Origin of the sequence: Sphingomonas sp. LH128 (genome assembly GCF_000293195.2) — a bacterium.
GTDB classification, from domain to species: Bacteria; Pseudomonadota; Alphaproteobacteria; order Sphingomonadales; family Sphingomonadaceae; genus Novosphingobium; species Novosphingobium resinovorum_A.
Genome location: NZ_ALVC01000119.1, coordinates 1 through 11,832 on the forward strand (window position 1 = coordinate 1; position 11,832 = coordinate 11,832).

At 65.8% G+C, this 11,832-nt stretch carries 13 protein-coding genes and 1 pseudogene; 8 read left to right on the plus strand and 6 right to left on the minus strand.

The genetic code is table 11. The annotated features are described in order from the left end of the window. Nucleotides 1–248: 248 nt before the first annotated feature. A complete protein-coding gene (locus LH128_RS10095) occupies nt 249–989 on the plus strand; it encodes an SDR family NAD(P)-dependent oxidoreductase (protein WP_008829521.1) in 741 nt (246 codons plus the stop codon). Nucleotides 990–993: 4 nt separating this feature from the next. Here LH128_RS10095 and LH128_RS10100 read toward each other — a convergent pair whose 3' ends face one another. The 3 genes from LH128_RS10100 to LH128_RS10110 form a co-directional block, all read right to left on the minus strand. Further along, nucleotides 994–2,487 carry an NCS1 family nucleobase:cation symporter-1 gene (locus LH128_RS10100; RefSeq protein ID WP_008829522.1) on the minus strand — a complete coding sequence of 498 codons (1,494 nt, stop codon included), beginning with the start codon at nt 2,485–2,487 and terminating at the stop codon, nt 994–996. A 99-nt stretch (nt 2,488–2,586) separates the two neighbouring features. Then, a complete protein-coding gene (locus LH128_RS10105; protein WP_008829523.1) occupies nt 2,587–3,108 on the minus strand; it encodes a GNAT family N-acetyltransferase in 522 nt (173 codons plus the stop codon). Next, nucleotides 3,090–4,271: an aminotransferase gene (locus tag LH128_RS10110; protein WP_008829524.1), complete on the minus strand. Its 1,182-nt coding sequence runs from the start codon at nt 4,269–4,271 to the stop codon at nt 3,090–3,092. Before LH128_RS10110 ends, LH128_RS10105 begins: the two co-directional genes overlap by 19 nt. Nucleotides 4,272–4,518: 247 nt before the next feature. On the opposite strand from LH128_RS10110, the gene LH128_RS34465 reads away from it, so the two are divergent. The 7 genes and pseudogenes from LH128_RS34465 to LH128_RS10130 all read left to right on the plus strand — a co-directional run bounded on the left by LH128_RS34465 (nt 4,519) and on the right by LH128_RS10130 (nt 9,295). Continuing rightward, entirely contained in the window at nt 4,519–4,659 is a 141-nt protein-coding gene (locus tag LH128_RS34465) for a hypothetical protein (RefSeq protein ID WP_236727264.1), read from the plus strand. Then, nucleotides 4,617–5,008, plus strand: a pseudogene (locus tag LH128_RS34055) (hydantoinase B/oxoprolinase family protein); the annotation flags it as partial. The gene LH128_RS34465 and the pseudogene LH128_RS34055, both read left to right, overlap by 43 nt. Before the next feature lie 124 nt (nt 5,009–5,132). Further along, on the plus strand, nt 5,133–5,435 hold the full coding sequence (locus LH128_RS34470) for a hydantoinase/oxoprolinase family protein (RefSeq protein ID WP_327195127.1): 303 nt from the start codon (nt 5,133–5,135) through the stop codon (nt 5,433–5,435). Nucleotides 5,436–5,513: 78 nt separating this feature from the next. Continuing rightward, entirely contained in the window at nt 5,514–5,720 is a 207-nt protein-coding gene (locus LH128_RS34475) for a hypothetical protein (protein WP_051211460.1), read from the plus strand. Nucleotides 5,721–5,819: 99 nt separating this feature from the next. After that, complete coding sequence (locus LH128_RS10120; protein WP_008829528.1) at nt 5,820–6,866, plus strand: sensor histidine kinase; 1,047 nt, start codon at nt 5,820–5,822, stop codon at nt 6,864–6,866. A gap of 122 nt (nt 6,867–6,988) precedes the next feature. Beyond that, on the plus strand, nt 6,989–8,917 hold the full coding sequence (ftsH, locus tag LH128_RS10125; RefSeq protein WP_008829529.1) for an ATP-dependent zinc metalloprotease FtsH: 1,929 nt from the start codon (nt 6,989–6,991) through the stop codon (nt 8,915–8,917). Nucleotides 8,918–9,073: 156 nt separating this feature from the next. After that, a complete protein-coding gene (locus LH128_RS10130) occupies nt 9,074–9,295 on the plus strand; it encodes a hypothetical protein (protein WP_172705015.1) in 222 nt (73 codons plus the stop codon). A gap of 18 nt (nt 9,296–9,313) precedes the next feature. On the opposite strand, the gene LH128_RS10135 is transcribed toward LH128_RS10130, so the two are convergent. The 3 genes from LH128_RS10135 to rpoZ form a co-directional block, all read right to left on the minus strand. Continuing rightward, nucleotides 9,314–10,375, minus strand: a complete 1,062-nt coding sequence (locus LH128_RS10135; protein ID WP_008829531.1) for a DUF3667 domain-containing protein — start codon at nt 10,373–10,375, stop codon at nt 9,314–9,316. Nucleotides 10,376–10,446: 71 nt separating this feature from the next. Further along, nucleotides 10,447–11,259, minus strand: a complete 813-nt coding sequence (locus tag LH128_RS10140) for a ParA family protein (protein ID WP_008829532.1) — start codon at nt 11,257–11,259, stop codon at nt 10,447–10,449. 97 nt (nt 11,260–11,356) lie between these two features. Continuing rightward, complete coding sequence (gene rpoZ / locus LH128_RS10145; RefSeq protein WP_008829533.1) at nt 11,357–11,701, minus strand: DNA-directed RNA polymerase subunit omega; 345 nt, start codon at nt 11,699–11,701, stop codon at nt 11,357–11,359. Between the last annotated feature and the right edge of the window lie 131 nt (nt 11,702–11,832).

An 11,832-nucleotide genomic window follows, 5' to 3' on the forward strand; every position in this document is an offset into this window, starting at 1 on the left:
CGGCGCCACCGGCAAGGTCCGCCTGCGCTTCGAAGCACGCATCACCAAGTTCTCCGACCTCGCCCCCGACGACATGCGCGCCGCATTCGAAAGCGACTGATCGCGCAAATCCTCCCTGCCGCGCAGCGATGGGGAGGTGGCAGCGCGAAGCGCTGACGGAGGGGTCTTATCCCCCCTCCACCACCGACTTCGTCGGCGGTCCCCCTCCCCATTGCGATGCAACGGGGAGGATGTCAGAACGAGAGCGCATGACCGAGACCCGCGTTCTCCTCATCGCCGGTGGCTCCGGCTCCATCGGCAGCGCCATTGCCCGCCTGGCTCTGGATCAGGGCTGGAAAGTCGCGCTTCACGGCCGCAGTCCCGAGAAGCTGCAGGACATGGTGGTCGATCTTTCCGATTTTGGCACGATAGACGGCTTCGCTGCCGACATATGGGAGGAGGACGCCGCCGAAGTCCTCGTTGCCGAAGTGGCCGAGCAATACGGCCGTATCGATGCCGTGATCGACTGCACCGCGACCGGCCCGCAAGGTATTACCGGCCTGTTCCCGGGCACCTCGCCGGAAGTCTTCGGCGATTTCCTCAAGGTCTCGATCGGCTGGATCGAACGGCTTGCCCATGCCACCTACGATATGCTGGCGCAGCAGGGCGGAACGCTGATCGCCTTCGTTTCGGATGCGGGTATCTATGCGGCGCCGCGCCAGACGCTGATCGGCGCAGCACGGGCCGGAACCATAGGTTTCATCCGCAACTTCGCCGTCGAGGCCGCGCGCGACGGTATCCGCGCTCACGTCATCTCCCCCAGCTATGTCGAAGGCAGCGAGAGCGCCATGCGCATGGGTTCGGAACGCATGGCCAAGGCCGCGCAGCGCGCGGGCTTAGGCCTGCCCACCGCCGACGACATCGCCCCGCTCGCACTGTTCCTGTGCGGCGACGGAGCCCGGCGGATGACCGGGCAGGTTCTGAGCGTGAACGGCGGCCTGAACGCCTGAAATATCAGGCCGTCTGCGGCTCCAGCATCGAAGGCGCGACGCGTCCGCGCATCATCAGCGCATAGGACGCCAGCGCAACACCCACGCCAACGAACCACGCATATGTATAGATCACCGACCACAACTCTCCGAATCCGCCGAACAGGCCCGGCGCCGAAACCTCGAGGAAGCCCGGCACATTCGGCGCGATGCCCAGCGCCAGCGCGATCAGCGCGCGCGGGTTCCAGCCATTGCCGTACACGTAAGGGCCGGTCTCGCTGTAGAGGCCCTCGACGTCCAGCTTTGTCTCGCGCACCAGCCAGTAGTCGGCGATCAGGATGCCGGTGATCGGCCCGAGCAGCGCGCCGTAGCCGGTCAGCCACGTGAAGATGTAGCCATCGGTACTGGCCATCAGCTTCCACGGCATGATGACGAGGCCGATCACCGCCGTGATCAACGCGCCGGTGCGGTAGGAAATGCGCGAAGGGCTCAGCGAGGCGAAGTCATAGGCCGAGCACACCAGGTTCGCCGCGATGTTGCACGACACCGTATCGACCGCGATCACGATCAGCCCCAGCAGCACGAACGGCCCCGACAGCGTGCCCGCCAGCGCTACCGGGTCCCAGATCGCATGGCCGTAGATCACCACGGTCGCCGAAGTGGTCATCACACTGATCAGCGCGATCAGTCCCATCGTCGGCGGCAGGCCGAGCGTCTGGCCGATCATCTGGTCTCGCTGGGTCTTCGCGAAGCGAGTGAAGTCCGGAATGTTGAGCGCCAGCGTGCCCCAGAACCCGACCATGGCGGTCATCGACGGAAGCCAGACCGCCCAGAACTGCCCTTCCTTCGCTCCGCCCGGCCCGAAGGCGGACGGCGCCGAGAAGATCGGGCCGATCCCGCCGGCCGCATCGATCGCCCACCACAGCAGCGCCACGCACGCCACGATCTTGAGCGGCGCGGTCCAGGTCTCCAGCCGCCGGATCGTCAGCAGGCCCTTGCGCACGAACAGCAGCTGCACCAGCCAGAACGCCATGAAGGCCAGCAGCTGGCCCAGCCCGATCCCGAAGAACGGCAGAGGCGTCCCCCGCAGGTCCGCGCCGAGAAAGATGCCGAGCAGGGTCAGCAGGGCCTCTCCGCCGATCCACGTCTGGATGCCGTACCATCCACAAGCGACAAGCGCGCGGGCGAGCGCAGGCAGCCGCGCGCCCACGGTGCCGAAGGAAGCCCGCACCAGTACCGCGAAAGGCACGCCGTAGCGCGTTCCGGAATGCCCGATCAGCAGCATCGGCACGAGGATCACGACATTGCCCAGCACCACCGTCAGCGCCGCCTGCGTCGCCGACATGCCCTGCTCGATCAGACCGGCAGCAAGCATCCACGTCGGAACGGCGACCACCATGCCCACCCACAGCGCCGCGAAGTGCCACCAGCGCCAGTTTCGCTGCGTTGCATCAGTGGGCGCAAGGTCCGCGTTCCAGAGGGTGCCGTCCCCAGTTGCGTGCGTCTGTGCGTGATACATCTGGCCCCCACCGGTGTCTGGAAAGGACGAAGGATGCCGCAGCGCAGCATGGCGTCAAGCCCCTGATTTCATCGCTCTCCGGCAGACGGAGAAGCGCCTTCAGATCGCGCGGCGCATGTACCGCGCGTCCGGCCCGTAGCTGGAGAGCTTGCGGCGCAAAGCATCGTCTGCGGCGACCGCCGCAAAGCCCTGACCCCGCCAGAACGCCAGGGTGTCGTTGACCGAAACCAGCGCAACCTCCTGCCCGCCAAGCGCGCGCAGGCCCTTGAAAAGCCGCCTTACTGCGGGACCTGCATGTCCTAGTCCGCGCGCGTCCGGATGCAGGGCAAGATCATGAAGGTAGAACGCCTCGCGCTCCTCCGGCAACGTGCCGAGCAGACTGTCGAGTGGAGGGATGGCCCCAAGCGGCCACGGATAAGCGACGAGGTAACCTTTCACGCCTTCCGTCACCGGATCCGCCAGCACGAAGCAGCCCGGCGCGAACAGCGCGAACCGCTCGGCGAAACACGCCCGCGCTTCGAAATGGTCGGGGAACGCCGTGCGCGCCACGTCCACGACGCCGTCGATGTCTTCGGCGCGCATCGGACGCCAGCGCAGGACGCTCACAGGCCGCGCACCCATGCGGAGATCCGCTCCAGCGCCTCGTCGAGCACGTCGTCGGGCTTGGTGAAGCACAGGCGCACGATATGGCTCGGGGCGCCTTGCCCGTTCTGGCCGCTCTCATACAAGGCGCTGACGGGAACCGTAGCCACGCCCGCCTCGCGCAGCGCCCGCTCGCTGAATTCGCGGTCGGTCAGAGCGATGCCGGATGCGGCGAGGTCGATGCACAGGAACCACGTCGCCGCGTTAGGCAGGACGGTTAGCCCCGCCGCCTCCAACCCCGCCTTGAGCCGGGCACGGGAAGCAGCCCAGTCGGCGTGCAATCCATCGAGAATGTCCGCCCGCTCCAGTCCTTCGGCGACGGCCCATTGCAGTGGAACCGCCGTGGTGAACGTGAGGAACTGGTGCACCCGCGCGAGCGCAGAACCGAGGTCTCCCTTCGCGGCCATCCAGCCGATCTTCCAGCCGGTAAGGCCGAAGATCTTACCCGCCGAGCCGATCTTCACTACCCGCTCCGCCATGCCTTCGCAGGCCATCAGCGAGCGATGCGCCGCGCCGTCGAAGCGCACCTGCTCCCACACCTCGTCGCAGATGGCGACAAGATCGTGCCTGGTGCAGAACCGCGCGATCATCGCAAGCTCATCGGCGCTCGCCACGGTGCCGGCGGGATTGAGCGGATCGTTGAGCATGATCGCGCGTGTCCGGGGCGTCACCGCCGCCTCCAGCGCCGCCGCATCGTAACGGAAATGCGGCAGTTGCAGCAGGACCGAGACGGGTACGCCTCCAGCCCGCCGCACCATTGGCGCATAGGCGTCGTAAGCAGGCTGAAACAGGATCACCTCGTCGCCCTCCGACACCAGCGCCAGCACTGCGGCGGCGATGGCCTCGGTGGCGCCGGACGTGACGACGACCTCCGAGGGCGCGAGTGCCAGCCCCTGCGTGCGCGCATAGTGGGCGCAGACGGCCTCGCGCAGCGCGGGAAGCCCGACACCCGGCGGATACTGGTTCGACTGTTCATGTAGCGCCCGCGCCGCCGCTTCCAGCAGGGGCGCAGGCGGCGGGCCATCGGGGAAGCCCTGCCCGAGATTGATCGCGCCGGTCTCGCGGGCGAGCGCGGACATTCGCTCGAACACCGTCGTGCCCATTTCGGCGTAGACGGGATGGATGCGGGGTCTCGTCTTCATCGCGGGATAGGCTCCGATACACTGGCAGCCCGGCCGATAGCGCCGCCTTTCGTAAAATGCACGCCGCCCGGCGCGCTTTGTCGAGAAGACAATCGCGCCCGCACGTATCCCGGGCCCGTCAGGGAGGAGGAAGAGGCAGGCATGTCCGATGAGCTGAACCGCAGGCTGGCCGGGCGGCAAGCTCGCCGATCATCACCAGTCGAACGAGCGCAATGCCGCGATCGTCGATGCGCAAGGCCAACTCGCGATGGGGGCCGTAGGCACGCCGCACCTCACTTTCGTGAACCAGATGGAGACGCGCTGGGTCCTGATGAACCGGGAGCGCTACGACTGGGGGCGGGCGACGTGTTCCTCGCCAACGACCCCGACCATGGCGGTGGCCACCTGACGGACTACTGCGTCTATGGACCGGTCTACGACGGGAACGGCGAACTCGTCTGCATCCAGACCCCGCAGGCGCACCAGGGTAATACCGGCGATAAGGACCCCGGCGGGTTCTCGCTCGACGCCGCCGACCTGTTCGTGAAGGCGTGATCTATCCCTGCCTCAAACTGGTCCACCGGGGCAGCCTGCGCCGCGACGTGTTCGATACCGTGGTACGCAACAACCGCTTCCCGAGCTTCGCCGGAGACCTCGCGGCGATGATCGGCGGGATCCGGCACGCGGTGGGGATGCTTAACGCGCTCGTGGCCCAGTGGGGGTCACAGGTCGCCCGCGCGGCGATCAACCAGTCCATCGCCCAGACCGAGCGGCGCGTGCGCGAGGAAGTGGCTAAATGGCCGGACGCCGGGGTCGCTCAACGTCAAGCAGTTGCTCAGGCACACTTCGGCAATGGCGGGGATGGTCTCGGTCGAGCACCCCATGAGCGGCCTGTGCGACGGCGGCTTCGGCCCGGCGCTGCAGCGCGATCCCGAGGCCGTGAAGAAGGACGTCCTCGACGAACACGTCAACCTCGAAGCGGCGCGCGCCAGGTACGGCAGGGTGCTGACGGGCATGCACCACCGCTACCTGATCGGCGTGCCCATGGTGAAAGTGGAGACGCTGGGTGCAGGCGGCGGCTCGATCTGCCACGTCAACTCCGGCACGCTGCAGGTCGGCCCGCGCTCGGCCGGCTCGGAGTCCGGACCATCTGCTACGGGCGCGGCGGCACGGAGCCGACCGTGACCGATGCCCTCGTCATGCCGGGCATCCTGTCGACCGGGGAAGGCTTTGCGGGCAGCAGCCACCCGTTCGCCCAGCGGTGTGGCCCCTCGCACTTCCCGCCATCGCCGCGCCAACCTCGGCCGGGGCTTCGCGCAAATGCCGATCAACTTCGGACGCGATCTCCTGCCCGGCATGGCGATCACCGGGCCTGCCATCATTGAGGAGACCTTCACCACGATCGTCGTCTATCCCGGCCGGGCGGCGCAGATCGACGACGCAGGCGACTACCAGCTCGTCCGCCGCTGACGCCTTTCCCCAACATCGGAACTGCCCTCCCTTTCGCGCGTCTCACCCATGCGATACCAGTCATGCGAATGGATCGCGCAAAGGTGATTGAGGTCCGCGTTGAACAGTCCGAGCCGATTCACCGAACGCCTGCCCTTCCTTCCCGACCGGCCTCTGGTACGTTACGTCACCACCGCTGCGCTCTGCTTGTTCGCCTTCTGGCTGCGCTGGGTGCTCGATGCCGCATTCCCGCCGGGCTACCCGTTCCTGACCTTCTTTCCGGCCGTCATCCTCAGCTCGTTCCTGTTCGGACCGCGCCCGGGCGTCCTTGCCGCGATCCTGTGCGGGCTGTTCGCCTGGTACGTCTTCATCCCGCCGCGGATGGCCTTCGCCTTTGACCACGGCACATTGACCGCGATGCTGTTCTACACCGGCGTCGTGGTGGTCGATATCGCCCTCGTCCACTTCATGCAGGCTGCCAACCACCGCCTCCACTGCGCCCGCGAGGAAGTGCGCGCCCTCGCCGAGGAACGCCGCCAGCTGGCCGAGCGCGCCGAACTGCTGTTCCAGGAGATGCAGCACCGCGTCGGCAACAACCTGCAGATGGTGGGGGCCGTGCTGTCCCTGCAGATGCGCACCCTTACCGAGCCTATCGCGCGCCGCGCGCTGTCGGATGCGGCTGCACGGCTTCAGGTCATCGGCAATATCCAGCGCCAGCTCTACCATCATGACGGCCGCCTCGTTCCGCTCGACCGCTTCCTCGGCGAAGTGTGCGCCAAGACTATGGCGTCGAGTGCACGGACCGGGATCACCTGCGAGGTCGAAGCGCAGGAAGGCGTCACCCTGCGCCCCGACAGCGCCGTACCGGTCGCGCTGATCGTGACGGAGGCTATCGCCAATGCCCTCGAACACGGCTTTCCCGATGACGCATGCGGCGTCATCACCGTGCGCCTGGAGCGCCGCCAGGACGATGTGCTGCTGCGGGTCGAGGATGACGGATGCGGCTTGCCGCCGGGTTTCGACCCCGTCTCGGCACAGTCGATCGGCTTACGCATATCCCGCATTCTCAGTCAGCAGTTGGAAGGGCAGATTGCTCTGGAGAACGGGGAGCGCGGCACCCGTATGACGCTGGAACTGCCGCTTTCCCGCCTCGCGGTGAACACCTGAGACACCGCCGGACGCTCATCGCCGCGGATATCGCGCCGAAACGACGCTACTCCTGCCCGCGCTAACTTGTGATTCAGCGCCATGCGCCTACATTGGAGCGCGAAAGGACGGATTCCCGCAAAATGAACGACGACCAGCCCAACGGCAACCCATGGGTCAAGAGCCTGCTCGTATGGGGCGGCATCTTCCTCGCGCTCCTTATGGTGGTCTCGATGTTCGGATCGCGCGCCACCACCGGCCCGGCGATTCCCTACTCCGACTTCCGCAGCAAGGTCGCCGAAGGCAGCGTCGCCTCGGTCGAGATTTCCGAAGACCGGATCGACGGAAAGCTCAAGAATGGAGACAGTTTCTCGACCGTCCCCGTTCCCAACGACCAGACCCTGACCGACCTGCTCCAGCGCAACGACGTCAAGTATTCGGGCAAGGAAGCCGAACAGGGCAGCCTGCTGCTCTACATTCTCGCGCAGACCCTGCCGTTCCTGCTGATCGTCGGTATCGCCTTCTTCGCGCTGCGCCAGGTCCAGAAGGGCGGCGGGTCGGGCGCGATGGGCTTCGGCAAGTCCAAGGCCAAGATGCTGACCGAACGCTCCGGCCGCGTTACCTTCGACGACGTCGCCGGCATCGACGAAGCGCGTGAGGAACTGGAGGAGATCGTCGAGTTCCTGCGCGATCCCACCCGCTTCTCCAAGCTCGGCGGCCAGATTCCCAAGGGTGCGCTGCTGGTCGGTTCGCCCGGCACCGGCAAGACCCTGCTCGCCCGCGCCATCGCCGGTGAGGCGGGCGTGCCGTTCTTCACGATCTCGGGCTCCGACTTCGTCGAGATGTTCGTCGGCGTCGGCGCCAGCCGCGTACGCGACATGTTCGAACAGGCGAAGAAGAACGCGCCCTGCATCGTCTTCATCGACGAAATCGACGCTGTCGGCCGTCACCGTGGCCACGGCCTCGGCAACTCGAACGACGAGCGCGAGCAGACGTTGAACCAGTTGCTGGTGGAGATGGACGGCTTCGAGGCGAACGAAGGCATCATCATCATCGCGGCGACCAACCGCCCCGACGTGCTCGACCCCGCGCTGCTGCGCCCGGGCCGCTTCGACCGCCAGGTCGTGGTTCCTGTGCCCGACATCGAGGGCCGCGAGAAGATTCTCGCCGTGCACATGAAGAAGGTGCCGCTGGCTCCCGACGTGAACCCGCGCGTGATCGCGCGCGGTACTCCGGGCTTCTCCGGCGCGGACCTCGCCAACCTCGTCAACGAGGCGGCCCTGCTCGCCGCGCGCCGCAACAAGCGCCTCGTCGCCATGCAGGAGTTCGAGGACGCCAAGGACAAGGTCATGATGGGCGCGGAACGCCGCTCAATGGTCATGACCGAGGACGAGAAGAAGATGACCGCCTACCATGAGGCAGGCCATGCCATCGTCTCGCTGAACGAAGCGGCTTCGGACCCGATCCACAAGGCGACAATCATCCCGCGCGGCCGCGCGCTGGGCATGGTCATGCGCTTGCCGGAGCGGGACAGCTACTCGTACCACCGCGACAAGATGCTCGCGAACCTGTCGGTGGCGATGGGCGGCCGCGTGGCGGAAGAACTGATCTTCGGCTACGACAAGGTCTCATCGGGCGCCTCCTCGGACATCCAGTATGCCACCAGTCTGGCGCGCTCGATGGTCACCAAATGGGGCATGTCGGACAAGCTCGGGCCGATCCAGTACGAGGACAGCCAGGAAGGCTACCTCGGCATGGGCGGTACGCAGCGCACCATGGGCTCCAGCGAGACCAACCAGCTGATCGACAGCGAAATCCGCGCTCTGGTCGATAACGCCCACGCCCGTGCGACGCAGATCCTCAAGGATCAGAACGTGGCGCTGGAAACCTTGGCCCAGGCCATGCTGGAATACGAAACGCTCTCCGGCGACGAGATCAAGCAGCTTCTCGAAGGCGGCCAGATCGACCGCCCCTCGGAGCCGCGCGGCCCTTCGGCGGCGCGTCCGCTCTCGGGCTCTGCCATCCCCAAGGCCGGCCGCCGATTCACCGGGACGGCGCCGCAGGGCGCCTGAGCGGGAAAGATAGGGTTCTCCCCAAAGGAGAATGCAGGAGGGGCGTCAGATGCGAGTCTGACGCCCCTTTCCTTTGTCGCGGCCGGATGAAGGTGTGTTCCGGTTCGATCAGGTTCCCACTCCGTCGCAAGTGCGGTATTGTAACGCCGGATAATCATGAACCGCGAGGGAGCGATGGCCCAGGTCGAGATATATGACGGCGAAGGCGACCAATTGCTCTTCACCGGAGGGTTCGATTTCCTGCCCCGCGTCGGCGAATCCATCGCCAGGGATGCGGACGGATACTTCCACTACTACGAAGTCATCGACGTGTGGCATCGCGAAGATCCCGAAGCCGGCAGATTCCAACCGTGCCTTGCGGTCAAGATCATCGACTGAGGCCCGGCCTGTCGTGGCCTACATGCTCGTCTGCGCCATCAGCAGGGTAAAGAACACCCCGAGCGCCATGGCGGCGAAGATGAGCAGTACCGCCGTACGCCACAAGGCACCGACCCGGCCGACGGCATAGGCCCCGCGCAACTGCCGATACATATGCAGCGGCGGAGTCAGGACCAGCGCCGCGACCAGACCGCCCACGCCTATCGCCCCGGCAATCATGCCGACGATCGCCAGCAGCGTCATGAAACACAGCGAATACGTCACGAAGACCGTGTGATCGTAAAGGTGGAAGCGTCGGCTGAACGGAAACAGCAGCCACAGGAACGGCACCGAGATCGGGATCAGCGCCCAGCTGTATTTGTAGGCGTAAGTCTGGAGCTTGTAGCTCGCCAGATCAGGATTGGAGCGGAACTTCTTGATCGCCTTGTCGAGCGCGGGGATGTCGCTGACCTTGCGGGTCGGATTCACCTTCCGGTCCACGCCCTCCGCCTCGATATCACGCAAGGTGTCGAGTGCCGTGCGCTGCCCCTTCAACTGGTATTCGAATTGCGCGGTCGGTTGACCTTTCGCGGCGGCGGCCTTTTTCTTGCCCTCGACACCGGCGATCTCGCCTTCGAGCCGCTTGATGCTGTCTCCGACACCCTGGGAATCGGCGGTCTGCGCTACGGGCTCCTCATGCCCTTCGGTCGCGTGGAAGACCGCGAACATGAGGAAGACGCAGAACAGGAACAACGCGATCGGTGACACATAGCTGGCGCGACGCCCCTCGATATATTCGCGGGTCAGCCGTCCCGGCCGCCAGGCCAGGAGCGGCAGAGTGCGCCAGATTTTCCCCTCGAAATGGAAAACCCCGTGCAGCAGATCGTGGAAGAACGCGCCCAGCGTACGATGGACGTGCGCCGCCTGACCACAGGCATGGCAATGCGAACCGACCAGATGGGTCCGGCAATTCAGGCAATCCGCTTCGTGCGTGTGGCCGTCATGCCTTTCGCCCTGGCCCTGCACAGCCTCCGGCTCCACCGCCGATGCGAGGGCGGTGCCCTGCCCAAGCTCCGCCAGTGCTTCGCTGATCCCGTTCATGTTCGCCCCCGTTTGACGGCGCAAAACCTAAGCCGCGATCGGAATTCGCGCAATGCAGACGTGAGGCCCGCTCAGCCGCGTTGGTCCAGTTTCTTCTCGATCGCTGCCCAGAGACGGGAGAAAGCCTGCGTGGCCGCGCTTTGCGGCGCCAGTGCGCCTACCGGCTGGCGGTGGACGGCGCATTGTTCGACAGCGCTGGCGTAAGGGATGGCGGGCCAGTTCGGGCTCGTCTCATACGCCTGTCTGTGCAAGGCGCGGCGCATGTCAAGCATCGACAGAACCGGCAGGATCGGTGGGTGCCGCTTAGTATTCCCGGCAATCTCCCGAACCACCAGATCGAAGGCGCGCGAAGAGAGCGGCGACGGCGGCAGCGGCACGATAACGAGGTTCGCTGCACGCACGACTTGCGCCGAAAGCTCGTTCATCACCGGCGGGCAATCGAGGATGATCCGCGGATAGTCGGCCGAAAGCTCCTCGGTCAGCTTCGCCAGCCGTTTGCGCTTGCCGATCTTCACCAGTTGCGCGTCGAGCGCACGGGTCGATTCATCCGCCGGGAGCACGTCCAGCCCCTCGAAAGCCGTATGCTGGATCAGCCGCGTGGCGCGGCGTTCGCGTGCGAAGACCTCTTCGGCCAGCCGCGTATCCTGCGGCTCAAGGCCGTAGAGAAACGCCGATCCGCCTGCGGCATCGAGATCCCACAGCAAGGTCCCGTGTCCGCTCTGCACCGCCGAACACCACGCGAGGTTGGCGGAGAAAGTCGTTTTCCCGACCCCGCCCTTGACGCTGTAGATGGCGATCGTGGCGCCCTTGCGCTCGCCGACCGCATTCGAGGGAGCCTCGGACGCGCGAAGGGGACCAGCCCTCCTGGGCGGTCCCCCGGTCAATCCGATGATACGTGGCAATTTCGATTTCGCGGACACGCCCGCATCGTTGCCTGCCGCCCCCTCACAGTCAAGTACGGGCGGCAGTCAACGGTTACGATCAGCCGTCGTAATCGCCGCCCAGCGACGTGTTGCGGGTCGGAGCCGACGCGGTAATACGCAGCGCCTCGGCCGACTGACTGAGCGAGCCGACATCGTCCATCTCGTCGTCGTCATCGGGCAGGACGCGCTGCATCGAAGTGACCAGCGTTTCCTTGAGGTTCTTGGGAACCACGGTTTCCTCGGCGATTTCGCGCAGGGCGACGACGGGGTTCTTGTCGCGGTCGCGATCGATGGTCAGTTCGGCGCCGCCCGAAATCTCACGCGCACGCTGCGCGGCAAGAAGGACGAGGTCGAAGCGGTTGGGGATCTTGTCGACGCAATCTTCGACAGTAACGCGCGCCATGGGCACTCCCGGTAAAGAATCTGTGGGATCGGAAAGGCTGGCAGTTAGGACCGGGGGCAGGGAAAGTCAAGGAAATGGGCGACGTGTCACTCGTCTGGGCACTGACAGGCCAGATCATACCTGACTTCGCC